Origin of the sequence: Pseudomonas sp. PSB18 (assembly GCF_014596565.1) — a bacterium.
GTDB lineage: Bacteria > Pseudomonadota > Gammaproteobacteria > Pseudomonadales > Pseudomonadaceae > Aquipseudomonas.
On the sequence record NZ_NOIN01000013.1, the window covers coordinates 86,982 to 106,650 of the forward strand.

Annotated in this window: 12 protein-coding genes; 6 read left to right on the forward strand and 6 right to left on the reverse strand. The window is 62.6% G+C overall.

Annotation, left to right across the window (positions count from 1 at the left end; all coding sequences use genetic code 11):
- Positions 1–118: 118 nt before the first annotated feature.
- On the forward strand, positions 119–1,618 hold the full coding sequence (gene amn, locus CGA22_RS24025) for an AMP nucleosidase (protein ID WP_175363881.1): 1,500 nt from the start codon (positions 119–121) through the stop codon (positions 1,616–1,618).
- 141 nt (positions 1,619–1,759) lie between these two features.
- Positions 1,760–2,326 (forward strand): pseudouridine synthase, encoded by a 567-nt coding sequence (locus tag CGA22_RS24030; protein WP_188258732.1) that lies wholly within the window; start codon positions 1,760–1,762, stop codon positions 2,324–2,326.
- On the opposite strand, the gene CGA22_RS24035 is transcribed toward CGA22_RS24030, so the two are convergent.
- Entirely contained in the window at positions 2,321–2,530 is a 210-nt protein-coding gene (locus CGA22_RS24035; RefSeq protein WP_003185724.1) for a DUF2788 domain-containing protein, read from the reverse strand. The genes CGA22_RS24030 and CGA22_RS24035 overlap by 6 nt on opposite strands.
- 187 nt (positions 2,531–2,717) lie before the next feature.
- Complete coding sequence (locus CGA22_RS24040; RefSeq protein ID WP_024780290.1) at positions 2,718–3,197, reverse strand: Lrp/AsnC family transcriptional regulator; 480 nt, start codon at positions 3,195–3,197, stop codon at positions 2,718–2,720.
- A 416-nt stretch (positions 3,198–3,613) separates the two neighbouring features.
- On the opposite strand from CGA22_RS24040, the gene CGA22_RS24045 reads away from it, so the two are divergent.
- A complete protein-coding gene (locus CGA22_RS24045) occupies positions 3,614–4,627 on the forward strand; it encodes a DUF6515 family protein (RefSeq protein WP_041023067.1) in 1,014 nt (337 codons plus the stop codon).
- A 175-nt stretch (positions 4,628–4,802) separates the two neighbouring features.
- On the opposite strand, the gene CGA22_RS24050 is transcribed toward CGA22_RS24045, so the two are convergent.
- A complete protein-coding gene (locus tag CGA22_RS24050) occupies positions 4,803–5,696 on the reverse strand; it encodes a cation diffusion facilitator family transporter (RefSeq protein ID WP_041023066.1) in 894 nt (297 codons plus the stop codon).
- A gap of 28 nt (positions 5,697–5,724) precedes the next feature.
- Positions 5,725–6,144 carry a hypothetical protein gene (locus CGA22_RS24055; RefSeq protein WP_024780293.1) on the reverse strand — a complete coding sequence of 140 codons (420 nt, stop codon included), beginning with the start codon at positions 6,142–6,144 and terminating at the stop codon, positions 5,725–5,727.
- A 95-nt stretch (positions 6,145–6,239) separates the two neighbouring features.
- On the opposite strand from CGA22_RS24055, the gene hrpB reads away from it, so the two are divergent.
- A complete protein-coding gene (hrpB, locus tag CGA22_RS24060; RefSeq protein WP_041023065.1) occupies positions 6,240–8,756 on the forward strand; it encodes an ATP-dependent helicase HrpB in 2,517 nt (838 codons plus the stop codon).
- Positions 8,757–8,946: 190 nt separating this feature from the next.
- On the forward strand, positions 8,947–9,678 hold the full coding sequence (locus CGA22_RS24065) for a phosphoribosyltransferase (protein ID WP_223194913.1): 732 nt from the start codon (positions 8,947–8,949) through the stop codon (positions 9,676–9,678).
- 378 nt (positions 9,679–10,056) lie between these two features.
- On the opposite strand, the gene CGA22_RS24070 is transcribed toward CGA22_RS24065, so the two are convergent.
- Positions 10,057–12,000: an ATP-binding protein gene (locus CGA22_RS24070; RefSeq protein ID WP_041023077.1), complete on the reverse strand. Its 1,944-nt coding sequence runs from the start codon at positions 11,998–12,000 to the stop codon at positions 10,057–10,059.
- Between the two features lie 59 nt (positions 12,001–12,059).
- On the reverse strand, positions 12,060–12,755 hold the full coding sequence (locus tag CGA22_RS24075) for a response regulator (protein WP_041023064.1): 696 nt from the start codon (positions 12,753–12,755) through the stop codon (positions 12,060–12,062).
- A 193-nt stretch (positions 12,756–12,948) separates the two neighbouring features.
- On the opposite strand from CGA22_RS24075, the gene CGA22_RS27330 reads away from it, so the two are divergent.
- Positions 12,949–19,641 (forward strand): YDG domain-containing protein, encoded by a 6,693-nt coding sequence (locus CGA22_RS27330; protein WP_188258729.1) that lies wholly within the window; start codon positions 12,949–12,951, stop codon positions 19,639–19,641.
- Positions 19,642–19,669 lie beyond the last annotated feature (28 nt).

Genomic DNA, 19,669 nt, shown 5'->3' on the forward strand with positions numbered 1-19,669 from the left:
TCGCTCCCACAGGGGAATAGCGTTCAAGGGGGGGCCTTCGCTCCCACAGTGGGGCTTCGGTGGATGATCGAGAGTGTCCAACACGCCGCTGTTCCCGTAAGACGACGATGCAGGCAAGATGAAGGTCTGCAAGTCAGAACACAGGAAGCTGATCGTGACCGAAGCGTTTATTGTTGTTCAAACCGCCGAACAAGCCGTGGATCGCCTGGCGGCCCTGCACGAGCGTGCGACCACCGCGTTGAACCAGGCGCTCATGCGCTACCTCAAGGACCGCATCGAGCCGGATGCCGAGCAACGAGCGCTGTTCCGTTATCCGGCGCTGCGCCTGACCTACCACTGCCATGGCGAGGTCCCGCAAACCACCCGCGCCTATGCCAAGGTCCAGTTGCCGGGCACCTACAGCGTCACCGTCACCCATCCTGCCGCATTTCGTAAGTACCTTCTCGAACAACTCGTCCCGCTGATGCATGACTTTACCGTCACCGTGGAAGTGGGCGTCAGCGAGCAGAACATTCCTTACCCCTATGTCGTGGAGCAGGGCGATGAACTGGCCGGTTCCGGTGTGACGGCGGCGGTGCTGGCGCGGGTATTCCCCAGCACCGACCTGTCGGCTGCCACCGATGGCATTGCCGACGGCCTCTATGACTGGGAAAACACCGACCCGCTGCCCCTGTCGTTGTTCGACGCCGCTCGCGTGGATTTCTCCCTGCGCCGTCTCGTGCACTACACCGGCAGCGATTGGCGCCATGTGCAGCCGTGGATCCTGCTGACCAACTATCACCGCTATGTCGACCAGTTCATCGTCCATGGCCTGGAGCAATTGCGTAGCGACCCGCGTTTCGTACGCATGGTCCTGCCGGGCAACGTGATCATCGACAAGAACATGGACCACAGCGAAGCGTCGGCCATCGCCGCCGGCGTGGTCTGGCACCGTTACCAGATGCCGGCCTATCACCTGCAGGCCAACGACGGCCATGGCGTGACCCTGGTGAACATCGGTGTCGGTCCTTCCAATGCCAAGAACATCACCGACCACCTGGCCGTGCTGCGACCGCATTGCTGGCTGATGATCGGCCACTGCGGCGGGCTGCGGCAGTCCCAGACCATCGGCGACTACGTGCTGGCCCACGCCTACATGCGCCGTGATGGCATCCTCGACCGGGTGGTGCCACCGAATATCCCGATTCCCGCCTTGGCGGAAGTACAACTGGCGCTTCAGCAGGCTGCGGCGAACATCACCGGCGAAAAAGGCGATGAGCTGAAGAAACGCCTGCGTACTGGCACCGTGCTGACCTACGACGACCGCAACTGGGAGCTGCGCTGGGCCCAGGAGCGTCCGCTGATCAACCTGTCCCGCGCGGTGGCGGTGGACATGGAGAGCGGCACCATCGCCGCCCAGGGTTATCGCCTGCGGGTGCCCTACGGCACCTTGCTTTGCGTCTCGGACAAACCGCTGCACAGCGAAATCAAGCTGCCGGGCTCGGCCAACGCGTTCTATGAGCGTGCGGTCAACCAGCACTTGAAAATCGGTATCGAGGCATTGGATCTGTTGCGCAACCAGCTCAATTCATTGCATTCGCGCAAACTGCGCAGCTTCGACGAACCGCCGTTCCGCTGATACTGCTCGGGCGGTGGTCATTTAACGGTCGGGCCACTAGCATGTCGGCCTTGACCGTTAGATAGTGCCGCCATGTCCCGACCTCCACGTCCCGTTTCCCGCCGTCCTGGCGTGAAACCTCCTGCATCCGCCGCGCGCCGGGTGGCGAAGGCGCCTCCGGCCGAGCCCAGGCTGATCCTGTTCAACAAGCCTTTCGATGTGCTGACCCAATTCAGTGATGGCGAGGGGCGGGCGACGCTCAAGGATTTTATCGACATCCCGGGCATTTACCCGGCCGGGCGGTTGGATCGCGACAGCGAAGGGCTGTTGTTGCTCACCAACGACGGCCAATTGCAGGCGCGTATCGCCGACCCCAAACACAAACTGGCCAAGACTTATTGGGTGCAAGTGGAAGGCGAGCCAAGCGCTGAACAGTTGCAGCGCCTGCGTGATGGCGTGGAGTTGAACGACGGCATGACGCTGCCCGCCGAGGCGCGGCTGCTGGAGGAACCGCAGCTATGGCCGCGCAACCCGCCGGTGCGTTTTCGTAAAAGCGTGCCCACGAGTTGGCTGGAACTGGTCATCCGTGAGGGGCGCAACCGTCAGGTGCGACGCATGACCGCCGCGGTGGGCCTGCCGACACTGCGGCTGGTGCGGGTCAGGATCGGCGACTGGACGATCGAAGGCCTCGACCAGGGCCAGTGGAAAGAGGTCCCGGCGCGCTTATAGCGCTCCCGACTCGATCAGGCCGATCACCACGCTCTTGATGACGAACGCCGCCACGCCGAGCCCCAGCACGAAAAACAGGATGAACGAACCGAAACGCCCGGCCTTGGATTTCTTCGCCAGATCCCAGACGATGAAGCCCATGAAAATGATCAGGATGCTGACCAGACCGGTCATCATCCACTCTTCGAAAACGGCAGGATCCATCGAAACACTCCGGCGTGGGCGGGGTTGAAAAGGCGGGGCGAGTATACGGCATGGGGGCAGGGCGAGGGATTGACCTGCGGCGGTGTGTCGCAGCTATTCATCGCCTGGGCTGACGCTATCGCGAGCAGGCTCGCTCCCACAGGGGATCGCGATCAATGTGGGAGCGAGCCTGCTCGCGATGGCGGTTTCAACTGCGCAGATGAGTCAACGGCAATTCGGTACTGCTGAGCACCTGGTTCAGCACGAAACTCGAGCGCACGCTGGTGACGCCGTCGATCCGGGTCAGGTGGCCCAGCAGCAGTTTCTGGTAGTGGTCCATGTCCGGCACCACCACCTTGAGCTGGTAGTCCGCGTCCATACCGGTTACCAGGCTGCATTCCAGCACCTGTGGCAGGTTGCGAATCGCGGCTTCGAAGTTTTCGAAGCGTTCGGGGGTGTGACGGTCCATGCCGATCAGCACGTAGGCGGTCAGGCTCAGGCCGAGCATTTTGCGATCGAGCAACGCGACCTGGCGGGTAATGTAGCCGTCGTCTTCCAACTGCTTGACCCGCCGCGAACAGGGCGAGGGTGACAGGCCGATGCGCTCGGCCAGTTCCTGATTGGAGATGCGCGCGTCACGCTGCAGCTCCGCCAGAATGCTCAGGTCGTAACGGTCGAGTTTGCTCATCGGTCGGGCCTTTATCTTGATAATTGCGTGAGATTATCTATCCGTGGGTAAAAATTGCGCAAGTGATGTTTATTCAAGCAATCTTCGCAATCATCTGTCGGCGGCCCAGGCCTATTCTTATCACCAAGATCACTGCTCGGACAAACAGTCCAATGCAGCCCGCCCAAGCAGGCCGGCTGCGGTCGCGGCACCCACCGGTGCTGGCAGACCCCCGAGCTGCACACTGTCCAGAAGACGGCGTGAGGTGAGCCGACGTCAAAAGCGTCGAGCACGGACGAAGTTCTCAAGGGGAGGCCGACGGGTCTCCCTTTTTTAATGCCTGCGAAATAAACCTGGTGGCCTGATAATCTGGTGCAGAACCGGCCTGGGCTTTTCCCAGTCTTATCATCAGGCCCTGAACCGTTGTGAGGAATAACATGAAGTCGCGCATCTGGCGTCTGGCAGGTGTTGGTCTGTTGTGGGCAAGTGTCAGTGCGCAAGGGATGGCCGATGATCAGCAGAATCATGGTGGTCCCGACGGTGATCGGGGACACGATGGACGCGGCGGCAACGGTCAGGGGTACTCTGGCCAGCCGCGCCCCCAGAGCAACGAAATCATCCGCGGCGACAACAGTCGCCAGTTCGAACCCGGCGCCCAGCGCCAGGGTGGTCAATCCTATGATCGGTCGCCCCAGGACCCCAACGGTCATGGTCGTCCGCCGCAGCAGCAACAGCAGCCGGGCAACAACCTGCCGATCCAGGGCCGGCCCGACAGCGTGACCCAGACCCGGGAGCCGCAACCGGGTTACTACCGCGATATCCCGCGCCGCAGCGACGGTTATCCGAGCAATCGGCCACGCCCCGATCATGACAATCGTCCTGACCAGCACTGGGCCGGTCGTCCAGACGGGCATGGCAATGGTTGGGGACCGGGGCCGCAGTATCGTCCCGGCTATGTGATCGACCGCTTTCCGGATCGTAACTACCGCGTGCCCTATCGCGGCCAGGACTATTTCTTCTCGGGTGGCTATTGGTATCGCCCGCAAGGACCGCGCTATGTCGTGGTGCAGCCGCCTCGGGGCATCCGCACCCGTTACCTGCCCGATTATGCCCGGGAAGTCTGGATCGGCAGCTCGTTGTTCTTCCTAGCCGCCGGTGCCTATTACATTTACGAAGCCAACACCCAGGACTACGTCGTGGTCGACGCGCCCGTCGCCAACCCGCAGCCACAACCCCAAGGCAACAGCTATGACGTGGTGGCGTACCCAGCCAACGGCCAGTCACCTGAGCAGGTCAATCAGGACGGCTATGAGTGCTATCGCTGGGCGGTGCAGCAGAGCGGTTTCGATCCGCGCAACTACACCTATCCGCCCGCGCCGGAAGTGGTGCAGACCTATCGACAGGCCCAGGGGAGTTGCTTGAGCAGTCGTGGGTATCAGGTGAGTTACTGAGCATGCAGCCTGGAATGCAGTCCCCCTGTGGCGAGGGGATTTATCCCCGCTGGGCTGCGAAGCAGCCCTGAAACCTGAGACCTCGGTTTGGCTGACGAGTTGAATTGCAAGTTTTTGGGACTGCTTCGCAGTCCAGCGGGGATAAATCCCCTCGCCACAATGACTCCTGCAAGGATTAGGCGCTGGCGGCTTTCACCACTTCCGACGGATCCGCGTGAACCAGCACTTCGGCCTTCGGATAGGCCCGGTGGATGGCATCGGCGGCCTGGTCGCTGAGACCGTGGGCCACTGACAGGGTCAGCTCCCCGGGCAATTCAAGATGCAGCTGCACGAACCAGTGATTGCCGGAAATCCGCGTGCGCAGATCATGGGCACCCAGCACGCCGGGCACGGCGCAGGCCAGTTCCAGCATGTGCTGGCTGACGTCGGGTGGCAGTTCTTCGTCCATCAGCACGGAGAAACTTTCCCGGGCGATCTGGATGGCGCTCCAGAGAATGTAGACGGCGATGCCCAGGCCGAACCAGGCGTCGAGTTGATACCAGCCGAACCCGGCCAGCACCAGTGCCACCAGGATGCTGCCGTTGAGCAGCAGGTCGGAACGGTAATGCAGCGAGTCGGCACGCACGGCATTGGAGCCGGTGGCGCGGATGACCCGATGCTGCAAGGCCAGCAGCGCCAGGGTCAGGGCCAGGGAAAACACGATCACGCCGACACTGAGCCAGGGCGCCTCCACCGGGACCGGGGTTTTCAGGCGCTCGAATGCCTGCAGGGCAATCAACACGGCGCTGCCGCCGATGAACAGCGCTTGGGCCATGCCGGCCAAGGACTCGGCCTTGCCATGCCCGTAGCGATGATCGGCGTCGGCGGGGCGCAAGGCGTAATGCACTGCCAGCAGGTTGAGCAGCGATGTGACGCCGTCCAAGGCCGAGTCGGTCAGGCCGGCGAGCATGCTCACCGAACCGCTCAGCCACCAGGCCAGTGCCTTGGCGATAATCAGGATCAACGCCACGACCACCGAGGCGCGGGTGGCCAGGCGTAGAAGGCGAGCGTGTTCGGTGCTGGTGGTCATGGCGCGGTCGTTCCTTCAGTGGCGCCCGTTATGCGGCCGGTTTGAGTCCGAGAGCGGCCAGTTGCTGCGCGCTGCCCTTGTGTTGGATCAGCCGTGGATCGTCGAGGGGGAAGCTGCGACCCAGTTCGCTTTCCAGGATGGCCTGCAGTTTATGGTTGTCGACGCTGCCGTCAGGGTTGACGGCCTGCTTGAGTTTTTCCGGCGCGATCTGGGCGGTCTTGCCCGGTTCGAAGTAAATGGCGCCGGTGGCGAAGTCCACCGCGAACGCGATCAGGCCGGGGATGATGTAGAACAGCAGGCCGACGGCGTCGAGCGCGGCAATGGCCGGGTCGATCTTGCCGTCGATCTGGCCGCGACGGTCAGGGTAGAAGATCGAGCCGCAGGCGCTGACCTGGGTCAGCAGGGTGGCGACCAGGACACCACCGATCACGCGAAAGGGAATACGCATAACAATCTCCTGAGCAGGTAAGGGCGTTGTTGGTTTGAGTCCAGACCACGCCAAACAGTTCGCCGTTATACTCGGCCCTCTGTTTTGGAGCCAGCATGATTTCTTTGCCGATTGATGAAGTTTTACCCGCCCTGCGTCAAGCCTTGGCATCTCGCCATGAAGCTGTGCTCGAAGCACCGCCCGGTGCCGGTAAAACCACCCGTGTTCCCCTGGCCCTGTTGAACGAGCCGTGGCTGGCCGGACAGACCATCCTGATGCTCGAACCCCGGCGCCTGGCGGCACGGGCGGCGGCAGAGCGATTGGCCAGTGAGTTGGGTGAAAAGGTCGGTGAAACCGTCGGCTACCGGATTCGTCTGGACAGCAAGGTTGGCCCGAGGACCCGCATTGAAGTGGTCACCGAAGGGATTCTCACCCGCCGCTTGCAGGACGATCCGGCATTGGAAGGCGTGGGATTGCTGATTTTCGATGAATTCCACGAACGCAGTCTCGACGCCGACCTGGCCCTGGCCCTGAGCCTCAACGGCCGGGAGCTGTTTCGCGAAGACCAGCCGCTGAAGATCCTGTTGATGTCCGCAACCCTGGAAGGAGAGCGCCTGGCCGGGTTGCTGGACGACGCACCGATCCTGCGCAGTGAAGGGCGGATGTTCCCGGTGGTCGTGCGTTGGGGGCGTCCGTTCCAGCCTGGCGAGTTCATCGAGCCGCGACTGGTGCAGACTGTATTGGAGGCGCTGCATGATGAAACCGGCAGCGTCCTGGTGTTTCTGCCCGGGCAGGCGGAGATCCGTCGAGTCCACCAGCAACTGGCCGATGCCCTGGGCGAGGGCGGCAACGTGTTGCTGTGTCCCTTGCATGGCGAACTGGACCTCGCGGCCCAACGTGCCGCCATTGACCCGGCGCCTGCTGGCCTGCGCAAAGTGGTGCTGGCGACCAACATCGCCGAAACCAGCCTGACCATCAATGGCGTGCGGGTGGTGGTCGATGCCGGGCTGGCTCGCGTTCCACGTTTCGACCCGGGCAGCGGCATGACCCGTCTCGACACCCAGCGTATTTCCCGAGCCAGCGCTACTCAGCGGGCCGGTCGAGCCGGGCGATTGGAGCCGGGGGTGTGTTATCGGTTGTGGTCCGAAGACCAGCACGAGCAACTGGCCGCCTACGGCAGCGCGGAGATCCTTTCGGCGGACCTGGCCGGGTTGGCCTTGCAACTGGGACGCTGGGGCGTGACGCCGCAGCAATTGATCTGGCTCGACGTGCCGCCCAGCGCCGCCTACGCCCAGGCCCAGGATTTGCTGCAACGCCTGGGAGCGCTGGACGGCGAACAACTGACCCGTCACGGCCAGGCCATGGCCGAGCTGCCGGCTCACCCGCGTATCGCCCATTTGCTGTTGCGCGGCCAGGCGCTGGGATTGGCAGACATGGCCTGCAACGTCGCTGCGTTGTTGGGCGAGCGCGACATTCTGCGCGGCGCTGGCGCGGACTTGCACAGTCGCCTGGCCCTGCTGTCTGGCGAAGAGCGGGCGGCGCGGGGCGCGCAAGGCGGCGTGACACGGGCACGGCAACTGGCCCGGCAATATCGCGGCTACTTGCGGGGCAAGGCCGAAGAGGCGGTGGCCGATCCGGATCACCCGCGTTGGCTCGGGGCGCTGCTGGCGTTGGCTTACCCGGATCGGGTCGCCCAACAGCGTCGGCCCGGCGGCGCGGAATATCGCCTGGCCAACGGCCGTGCGGCGCTGTTTGCCGAGGCCGACAGCCTGATGAAGCAGCCATGGTTGGTGATCGCCGATCTCGGCAGCCGCCAGGGCCAGCGGGAAGAGCGAATCTACCTGGCAACGGATTTCGACCCGGTGCTGTTCGATTCGGTGTTGGCCGAGCAGGTGCGCACAGTGGATCAGTTGGATTGGGACGAACGCGAAGGCGTGTTGCGGGCCGAGCGCCAGCGCAAGGTTGGCGAGCTGGTGCTCAGCCGCGAACCGCTGACCGGCCTGGACGAGTCCGCCCGTAGCCAGGCCCTGGTGAACCTGGTGCGGCGCAAGGGCCTGGAATTATTGCCCTGGACCCCGGAATTGCGGCAATGGCAGGCGCGGGTGGCACTGCTGCGTCGACTGGACCTGGACACCAAGGGCGAAAGCGAATGGCCCGACGTCAGCGACAAAGCGCTGCTCGACAGTCTTGAACACTGGCTGATGCCGTACCTGGGCCGAGTCTCGCGCCTCAGCCATTTTGCCAGCCTGGACTTGTCGAGCATCGTTCACAACCTGCTGCCCTGGCCGTTGCCGCAGCGGCTGGACGAGTTGGCACCCCATCACCTGAGCGTGCCCTCGGGCTCGTCGATCCGCCTGGACTACAGCGAACATCCGCCGATCCTGGCGGTGCGCTTGCAGGAACTGTTCGGCCTGGCCGACACCCCGCGCGTCGCCGGCGGACGCCAGGTGGTCAAGCTGCACCTGCTGTCACCGGCACGCCGGCCGGTGCAGGTGACCCAGGACCTGGCGAACTTCTGGCGCAGCACCTACGCCGAGGTGAAGAAGGATCTGAAGGGGAGATATCCCAAGCATTACTGGCCGGATGATCCGTTGGTGGCGGAGGCGACGGCGCGGGTCAAGCCGCGTAAGTGAGGGGTTGAGTTTGCGTCATGCCTATCGATGCGACTGTGCCACTCCAGCGTTGCGATGAGCCATTCAAGTAAAGTTTCCTACCAGATGATCCGAAGGGGGCTACGAGAAAACAACCGAAAGTTTTCTTCAGGAAAATTTAGAATTCCTGTGTGATTGTTGGAAATTTTGGCTTTCTCATGAATGGAGAAGCATGTTGGGACTGGTCGTCAAAAAAAATCTGGTCATTGTCGACCACGCCGTCAAAGAACACTTGGTTACTACGGTTGAAGGCAATCCAAAGATTTCCACAACTGGAGACGGCTTGCGCGTCACCTCCCTATTCACCCGCTTGAAGGCATCGGCAAAAGGACGTCGTGATCGTAACCAAATCGGCGACAACTGCCACATGCTCTATGCCTTGAAACAGAAGGACGGTCTGGTTACGAATCTGGCGTCCCTCCGTCTGTTGATTGTGAGTGGCCGTCAGATTCTGACTTTGATATCTGAACAGGTGAATTCAGATATTGTCGTTTGTATGCCATCTGGATACAGCCTCAGCAAAATTATAGGTAAACGTTGTGCGAAAGCCTTCGGTGCACCATTGATGGATACGGTCTTCCGGAAAACGACCAAATTGGAAGCTTTCGAAATGTTGAGCCGCGCCGAGAGAAATGGCGATGTCTCAACATCTGACAAACGAAGCCTGGACTTTCGCTTGAAGAAGTCGGATGGATTTTCTCTCAAGGATATCCCTGTTCCCTATCGGCACCTCTTTACACCGATGCACCTTGATTCCCGTTTTCAGGGCAAGATTCACGGTAGGGTGGTCCTTGTGGACGATCTCCTGGCTTCTGGCCAGACATTGGGCGTTGCAGCAGGTCTGATTAAGGGGATGCCGGGGGTTACTTCTGTGGAGGCTGTTTGCCTCTTCAGCAATGTCTAGTGGCCTGTGTGGCTAACTCACGTACTCAAATTAACCGTACAGGCCACTAGTGACCTTTGACTTGTTATTCCAATTTGAGTAAGGTCCGCTTCAAGAGTGTGCATGAGCCTCCCCGCTCTCAAAATCCAGATGAGGCCCGCGTAGCACCCCCTGTGGTCAGTTCGTAAAGGGCAGAAAGCAGGATGGTCAGGCAGCGGCTGATCCCCAACCCTCAAGGTTGTTGTATGCAGTTCGGAGTCGTAAGACTCCGCATCTCCTCAAAAAACCGGGCTATTGTCCGGTTTTTTTTCGTCCGGATGCTTCGCAAGTAGCGACAGTGCGGGTTATTCACGGATACCGCGCTCCCTGTCTGGTTTGCACAAATTATCTTCCCTGCACCTACACAGACGATTTCACCCCTGACGCCAGTGGCAACCACAGCGTGAACCGCGTACCAGTTGCCCCGGACTCCCATGCGACCGCTCCGCCAATGGCCTGGGCGCGGCGTTGCTGGTTGTGCAGGCCGCGTCCCGTGGCGTTTGCCAGCGCTTTTCTGACATCGAAGCCGTGGCCATTGTCCTCGATGCTCACTTGTACGCCCGTCGCCTCCAGCGCGGTGCTTACGCGGATTGCGGTGGCGTGGGTATGGCGCAGGATGTTGGCGATGCTTTCCTGAATGATGCGCAGGATGTGCAATGCGCTGGAGGGGTCGAGCCAGGTGAGCGTGGGAAGCTCCTGCACTTCCCACTGCAAGCTGACGCCGGTGCCTTCCAGGCGAGGGTCCAGGCGGAAGCGCAGGGTTGCCAGTAACAGCAGCAGATCGGCTTCGACCGGTTCCATCGAGTCGATGGTCAGCTTCAGGTCGTCCAGGCAGTCCTTGAGGATCTGGGAAACCTTGCTGTCGCTCATGCCGCCGCTCTCCACCGAGCGTATGGCGTTGATCAGCGAAGAGCCCAGGCCGTCGTGCATGTCTTGCATCAGCCGCTGGCGTTCGTCGCTGATGGTTTGCCGCATCTGCGTTTCACGCAGTTGCCGGTGGCTGAGTTCGAGTTCGGCTTCACGGGCTTGCAGGCGCTTTGCCAGGCTGGCGCTGGCCTGTTCCGCATCGTCAATGGCCTTGATATAGCGCCGATACATCAGGACCCCGAAGATGCTGAAGCAGACGGCATTGGTGTAGGCGCCCAGGTACCAGCCTTCGGGGCTGATGAAGTTGTTCTGCAGCAGCCAGTCCGCTACGCCGAACAAGGTGCATGCGCCGATGCCCAGGGCCACCAGCCGACCATCCCTGGAACAGCGCCAGGCACTGATGCCACCGACCAGGCCAACGGTGCTGCCCATTAGCGCTGCGATCACATAAATCAGCGGGGTGACCTTGGGGGTGTTCGGCAGCACTGCCAGCACCGGTAGCGTCAGCACGCCAAGCAGGACCGTGACGCCCACCAGGCTGCGAGACAGCCATTTGAGCGGACGGCCATGCAATTGGCAGAGGAAAAAATGCACGACCATGACCAGCCAGAACAGGGAGTTGACCGTCAGCCAGGCAAACCAGTCGTTGGCGATTGGTAAGTCCACATAGAAATGCAGGCCGCGTAAAAACGACGTGGCGGCGAGGTTGAAAAAGAGCAGGTAGCCGGTTTCCTGGCGGCGCTTGAACCAGACGAACAGCGCAAAGATACCCACCGCCAGGAAAGCCGAGCTGAGCATCGCCGGCAACTCCCGCTGCAGCCATTGGCGCATGTAATACCGACTGCGTAGCGACTCGGCGGAGCCCAGCCACAACGAAGATACCGCCACCTGGGTTTTTTGCGTGTGCTCCAGGCGGATGAGTATTTCGCGCACCGGTGCGGTGTCGGGATTCTTTTCCAGTACCACCCACAGCGGGGTACGCGTGCCATTCCACAGCGGCCCTTGTTGCTGCGCCCGATGCACCAGATGGCCGTTGACATAGACCGCGATGGTGCCATCCGTCTTGATGCGAGCGGCATACAGCGCCAGCGGTCCGGAGGGGCTGGTTAAACCTTGGGGGGACAGTTTGAGCCAGGTGGTGCGGGTTGTGCCGGTCGCTGCATACGCATCGGCCTGGCGCAGCAAAGCGATGGAGGGTGCCAGGGGCAGCTCGACGGGTTGCCAGTTATCCGCCAGGGTTTGGCTGTCCAGCAGGGGGGGCGGCGGGCTGAAACCCTGGGAATCGGTAGTCTGCCATTCGGCCTGGATCATGTGCTGGCTGACGGCGGGCGACTGCTTGTCACCTGCGTTCATATACAAGGCCCCCACCAAGGCCAGCAACGCCACGGAGAAGATGAGCACCAGATTTGCAAATAGCGGGGTAGGGCGGTTTGTCATGGGCACGGTGTCACCGGATGGGGAGTTGGCGCGCAAAGGTGAAATTCATCCGCGTGTCTTTAATCGGCCAATAATCCCAGCGTCCTTGCCTCATAAATGGCTTGCGCCTTGGAGGTCACTTTCAATTTGCTGTAGATGCGTCGCACAAAAGATCGCACCGTGAAATGGGATAACTGCATGAGCCGGGCGATTTCATTCGCGGTAAAACCTTTGGTGATGTAGTCCAGCACCTCTTTCTCTCGCACCGACAGCAAAGGCGCAGTTTCCGCACCGGATTCCTGGTCCGCGACGCGGGGCACAGTGACTTGCCGGAAGCGGGCTAATATCTGCCGCGCGATGATCGGGCTGATAGGGCTGCCACCGCTCGCAAGGCTGCGGATTTCATCGAGCATTTTGGCCGGCGAGCTGTCCTTGAGCAGGTAGCCCGCCGCACCGGCCTCAATCGAGCGCATGACATGGGTTTCGTCGCCGAAATTGGTACTGACCATGATGCTGCAGCTCGGCCACAGCCGCGAAGCGGTTCCGATCACATCGATCCCGGAACCGTCCGGCAACCCCAGGTCAACCAGCAGCACGTCAGCCGGCGGGCCTTCAAGCATGGCGAGCCCTTCGGCCCGGGTGCCGGCGACGCCTGCCAGGCGCATGTCCGGGGCGAGGTGCACGATCTGGATCAAGGCCGTACTGAAGCAGGGGTCGTCCTCCACGATGGCAACGTGGATGTGGGGCTGTTCAGAGTCGGTACGGGTGGGTAGCATAGGGCCATTATGCGCTGGGCAGGCATGAAAAGTCGGGCGAATTTTACCGGACGCTGTAGCGCATTCGTTCTACAGACAGGTTTTACCCACTGTTAATACCATGCTTCGCGCGGCGGCACAGGAGAGGCGCAGCCAGGGATTAAAGGAATGAGTTTTCCCACTTTCTCACCTTCTTCCCAAGAAAGGCCTCGCTGTGAACCATACCTACCGCCTTGTCTGGAATGACGCCGTCCAGCGCTATGTCCCTGCTCCCGAAACGGCCAGGGGCCGCGGCAAGGCCGCCGGTCGTAGCGCCCTGGTCGTGGGATTCACGGCGGCCCTGCTGGGCAGCGGTGCCTGGGCCAGTCCGGTGGGGGGCACGGTCAGTGCCGGCGTCGGCAACATTGTCCAGAACGGTAGCAACACGACCATCACCCAGGGCAGCCAGAACCTGGCCATCAACTGGGCCAGCTTCGGCATCGCCGCCGGCGAGAGCGTGAGCTTCATCCAGCCCAATGCCAGTGCCATCGCCCTGAACCGCGTGCTCGGTTCTGACGCCAGTTATATCAATGGCAGCCTCAGTGCCAACGGCCAGGTGTGGATCCTCAACCCCAACGGGGTGCTGTTCGGCAACGGCGCCAGCGTCAACGTCGGCGGGCTGGTGGCGTCGACACTCTCCTTGGGCGACGCGGAGTTCATGGCCGGCAAGGCCCGTTTTACCGGCGATGGCAAGCAAGGCAACGTCGTCAACCAGGGCAGCCTGACCGGTGGCTATGTCGCCCTGTTGGGTAAACAGGTCAGCAACCAGGGCACGATCACTTCGGCCAACGGTACCGCCGCGCTGGCCGCCGGCGACAGCGTCACCCTGGATTTCAGCGGCAACAAGCTGTTGTCGGTCCAGGTCGACGCCGGCACCTTGAACGCCCTGGCCGAAAACAAAGGCCTGGTTCGCGCCGACAACGGCATTGTGATCCTCACCGCCAGCGCCAAGGACGCATTGCTCGATACCGTGGTCAACAACGAAGGCGTGATCGAAGCCAAGGGCATCGACGCCTCGGGCGGCACCATCGTTTTGCTCGGTGGCTCCAACGGCGGCACGGTCAAGGTCGCCGGCACCCTGGACGCCTCGGCCAGCGGCAATCAGGGGGGCGGCTTCATCGAAACCAGTGGTGCCCATGTGCAAGTGGCCGATGGCGCGAAGCTCAACACCCAGTCCGCCAAGGGCAAGACCGGCACCTGGCTGGTCGACCCGACCGACTTCACGATTGCCGCCGGCAACACCGCCCAGACCAGCAGTGGCATCGGCGCGACCACGCTGGCGAACAACCTGGCAACCACCAACGTCACGCTGACTACCGACAACAGCAGCGGCAGCGACAGCGGCGACATCAACGTGAACGCTGCGGTGAACTGGGCCGCCAACACCACGTTGACGCTGAACGCGTACAACAACATCAACATCAATGCGGCCATCACCGCCACCGGCGCCAGCGCGGGACTGGCGTTGAATCATGGCGACTCTGCCGCGACGGGCACTGCCAGAGCCGGCACCGATTACAACGTCAAAGCCCCCATTACCCTCAGTGGCAGCAACGCCACGTTGGCGATCAATGGCACCAGTTACACGCTGCTGCACAGCATGGCCGAACTTGATGCCATCGACAGCACCGGGCTGGGCGGCAAGTACGCGTTGGCGCAGAACCTGGATGCCAGCGGCACCTCCTATACCAGTGCCCTGGTGGGCGACAGCAACAATGCGTTTACGGGTACGTTTGCCGGGTTAGGGCATACCCTCGGCAACCTGACGATCGACGCCAGTGGCGCGAGTAACGTCGGCCTGTTCGGTCTGGCCAATAACAGCGTGATACGTGACGTCGGATTGCAAGGTGGCAGCGTGGCGGGCGACACGCATGTCGGCGCATTGGCAGGACAGAGCCAGAACAGCGTCATCAGCAATGCCTACGCCACCAGCGGCGTGAGCGGCAACCTCTATGTCGGTGGGCTACTGGGCTGGAGTCAAGGCGACACGATCAGCGATGTTCACGCCACGGGCAGCGTGAGTGGTGAAAACTCTGTCGGCGGGCTGGTGGGGCTTGGCGCAGGCAGCAAACTGACCAGGGGCTACGCCACCGGCAATGTCACCAATATGAGTGTCGCCGGTAACAATTTCGGCGGCCTGATGGGCCATGACCTCTTCAGCACGATCAGCAACGCCTACGCCTCCGGCAGCGTGACTGGCAACTACGCCGATAATGATCCTGACAGTCCGTCCTTCGGCACTTCCTACAACGCTGACAACGTTGGTGGCCTGGTGGGTAGCGCCGACGGGAGCATGATCAGCAACGCCTATGCTTCCGGCAGCGTGAGCGGTTCGGACGCTGTCGGCGGCCTGGTAGGCCAGGCCACCAACGTGGGCACTACGATCAGCAAGACCTACGCTACCGGCAGTGTCATCGGCAGCACCGATGTCGGCGGTCTGGTGGGTGTTAAAAACGGCAGCACCAGCGTCACCAGCAGTCTCTGGAACGTCGAAACCACCGGCCAGGCCAGCAGCGCCGGCGGCACCGGGTTCACCACGACGCAGATGATGCAGGCCGGCGGTTTCAACGGCTGGGACCTGGCCAGCAGTGGCGGCAGCTCCGCCGTCTGGCGCATCTACGAAGGTCATACCGCGCCGCTGCTGCGCAGCTTCATGACCGGGTTGGCGGTTACCACCGATGACGTCAGCAAGACCTACGACGGTAGCACCGCCTTCAGCGGCGGCAGTTACACCATCGGCGACAACAGCGCAGACCTTGGCCTCGTCTTCGGTACGGCGGCCTACGGCAGCACCAGCAACAAGAACGTCGGTAGCCACAGCATCGACATCAGCGGGTTGTACTCCAGCCAGCGTGGCTATGACCTGGACATCGTTAACGGTACCGCCACGATCACCCCTCTTGCACTGACAAACACCGGTGCCACTGCCACCACCAAGACCTACGATGGCACGACAACGGCTACGGTTACCGGCGGCGCCCTGAACGGCGTTATCAGCGGGGATACGGTGAGCCTGAGCGGCAGCGGCGTCTTCGACAACAAGAACGCGGGCAGCGGCAAGACGGTGAGCGTCGGCGTCACCGGCGCCGACGCCGGCAACTACCTTGTCAGCACCACCGGCAACATTACAGCGGCCACGTTGACCCTCAGTGGCGCCACGGCGGCGAGCAAGACCTACGACGGCACGACGGCGACCACCGTCACCGGCGGCACCCTGAGCGGGGTGATCAGTGGCGATACCGTGGGCCTGAGCGGCAGCGGCGTCTTCAACAACAAGAATGTGGGCAGTGGCAAAAGTGTGATCGCAGGACTTTCCGGTGCCGACGCCGGCAACTACGTGGTGGCCGCGAGTGGCACCACCGCCGACATCACGGCGGCCACGTTGACGTTCAACGGTACCCTCTTTGTGTTAAACAAGGTCTACGACAGCACGACCGGCGGCACCTTCTTTCTTATTGACCGGACATTGGGTGGGGTGGTCAACGGCGATAGCGTGGGCCTGAGCGGCAGCGTCGCCTTTGCCGACAAGAATGTGGGCAGCAACAAAGCCGTGACCCTGGGCCTCTCCGGCAGCGACGCCGGTAACTACACCTTGGGCACGTACACCTCCGCCGCCAGGATCACTGCCGCCACGCTGAACGTCAGCGGTACGAGCGCCGCCAGCAAAACCTATGATGGCACGACCGGCGCCTCCCTCAGTGGCGGCAGCTTGAGCGGTCTGTTCGGCGGCGATACGGTCAGCCTGAGTCAGAGCGGTACGTTCAGCGACAAGAACGCGGCGACCGGCAAGACAGTCAACTACACCAGCAGCATCTCGGGCAGCGATGTCGGCAACTACGTGCTCGCCTCCAGCAGCGGTACGACCTCGGCCGATATCGCCGCAGCGACGCTGACGGTCAACGGCACCACGGCGGCCAACAAGACTTATGACGGCACGACGGCCGCTACCCTCAGCGGTGGCGCGTTGAGCGGGATCATCAGCGGCGACACGGTCACGCTCGCTCAGAGCGGTACGTTTAGCGACAAGAACGCGGCGAGCGGGAAAACCGTCAACTACACCAGCAGCCTCGGCGGTTCCGGTGCCAGCAACTATGTGCTGGCGTCCGGCAGCGGCACGACCACGGCGGATATCACGGCGGCGACGCTGACGGTCAATGGCACCACGGCGGCCAACAAAACCTATGACGGCACGACGGCGGCCACCCTCAGCGGTGGTGCGTTGACCGGCATTATCAGCGGCGACACGGTCACGCTCGCCCAGAGCGGCACGTTCAGCGACAAGAAGGCGGCGAGCGGGAAAGCCGTCAACTACACCAGCAGCCTCGGCGGCTCCGGTGCCAGCAACTATGTGCTGGCGTCCGGCAGCGGCACGACCACGGCGGATATCACGGCGGCGATGCTGACGGTCACCGGCACCACGGCGGCCAACAAGACCTATGACGCCACGACGGCCGCTACCCTCAGCGGCGGTGCGCTGAGCGGTATCGTCAGCGGCGACAGTGTCATGCTCGGCCAGAGCGGCACGTTCAGCGACAAGAACGTGGCAACCGGCAAGACTGTCAGCTACATCAACAGCCTTTCCGGCGGTGATGCCAGCAACTATGTGCTGGCGTCCGGCAGCGGCACAACCACGGCCGATATCACGGCGGCGACGCTGACGGTCGCCGGCACCACGGCGGCCAACAAGACCTATGACGGCACGACGGTCGCTACCCTCAGTGGCGGCGGGCTGAGTGGCGTCATCAGCGGCGACAGCGTGACGCTCGGCCAGAGCGGTACGTTCAGCGACAAGAACGTGGCGACCGGCAAGACCGTGTCCATCGCTAACACCCTGGGTGGCAGCGATGCGAGTAACTACGTCGTCGCTGCAGGCTCCACCACGGCCGACATCAACGCCGCGACCTTGACGGTCAGCGGCACCACCGCCGCTAACAAGACCTACGACGGCACCACTGCTGCCGTCCTCAACAGCGGCAGCCTGATCGGCGTGATCGGCGGCGACAGCGTGACGCTGAGCCAGAGCGGCATGTTCAGCGACAAGAACGTCGGCACTGGCAAGACGGTGGCCCTCGCCAACAGCCTGGGCGGCAGCGACGCCAGCAACTACATCGTCGCCGCAGGCAGCACCACGGCCAACATCAGCGCCGCGACCTTGACCGTCAGCGGCACGAGCGCTGCCAGCAAAACCTATGACGGCATGACCAGCGCCAGCGTCAGTGGCGGCGTGTTGAGTGGCGTGATCGCGGGTGACACCGTCGGCCTCAGTCAAAGCGGCAACTTCAGCGACAAGAACGTAGCCACCGGCAAGACGGTTACTTATACCAACAGCCTGAGCGGCAGCGGTGCTGGCAACTACCTGCTCGCCTCGGGCAGCGGGACGACCACGGCGGACATCAGCGCGGCCACTCTGATCGTCAGCGGCACAAGCGCGGCGAATAAGACGTACGACGGCACGACGACCGCCACCGTCAGCAGTGCTGGCTTGGGCGGGGTGGTCAGCGGCGACACCGTCACGTTGAGCCAAAGTGGTACGTTCAGCGACAAGAATGCCGCGACCGGCAAGACGGTGAGCTACACGAGCAGTTTGTCCGGACTGGACGCGAACAATTACGTCCTGGCATCGGGCAGTGGCACCACCGTCGCCGACATCACGGCTGCCACGCTGACGGTCAATGGTACAAGCGCCGCGAACAAGACCTATGACGGCAGCACCGCAGTCATCCTCAGCGGTGGCAGCTTGGGCGGGGTGGTCGGCGGCGACAGCGTGACGCTGAGCCAGAGCGGTAGCTTCAACAACAAGAATGCCGGGACTGGCAAGTTGGTCAGCTATACCAACAGCCTCTCGGGCAGCGGTGCCAGCAACTATCTGCTGGCGACCGGCAGCGGCACGACCACGGCCGACATCGCGGCGGCGACATTGATTGTCAGCGGTACGAGCGCTGCCAGCAAGACCTATGACGGCACGACGACCGCCCTCGTCAGCGGCGGGGCACTGAGCGGCGTCATCAGCGGTGACAGCGTGGCGCTCGGCCAGAGCGGTCGCTTCAGCGACAAGAATGCCGCCCTCGGCAAGACCGTGATCGTCGCCAACAACCTGAGCGGCAGCGATGCCGGCAACTACGTCGTGGCCGCCGGCAGCACCACCGCCGACATCACCGCCGCCACGCTCAGCGTCAGCGGGACCACGGCAGTCAACAAGACCTACGACGGTACCAGCGTCGCCGCCCTCGGTGGCGGCGTGCTGGGCGGTGTGATTGCTGGCGACCGTGTCGCCCTCAGCCAAAGTGGCCGCTTCAGCGACAAGAATGCCGGTACCGGCAAGACCGTCACCTACACCAACGGCCTCAGTGGCGGCGACGCCGGCAACTACTTGTTGGCTTCGAACAGCGGCACCAGCACGGCCGATATCACCCCCGCCGCGCTGACCGTGACGGCCAACAATGATAGCCGTCGCGTTGGCGGTGGTGCCTACAGCGGTGGCAACGGCGTGCGTTACAACGGTTTGGTGAACGGCGAGAGCAGCAGCGTGCTGGGCGGCAGCCTGGTCTACGGCGGCAGCGCCCAGGGCGCCAGCCAGGCGGGTCGCTACAACATCAGCGCGAGCGGCCTGAGTTCGGGCAACTACAACCTGACGTATGTGGACGGCACGTTGCTGATCAACGCGGTACCGACCGTCAATCCGGCGCTGGTCCAGGTCCAGCAAGGCCTGCAAGCCAGTCCGCCGGGGTCGCAACTGGAGCCTTCCGCGTCAATCGCCAAAGTCCCCGTCGTCGCTTCGAGAGGCCTGGCCCCGCTCGACGATGGCGACGGGATCGTGCGCATCCGCGACTGTGGCCTGCGCCTGGACGCTGGCCAGACCTGCAACTGATTTCCTACTTTCCCAGAGCATACGTCTC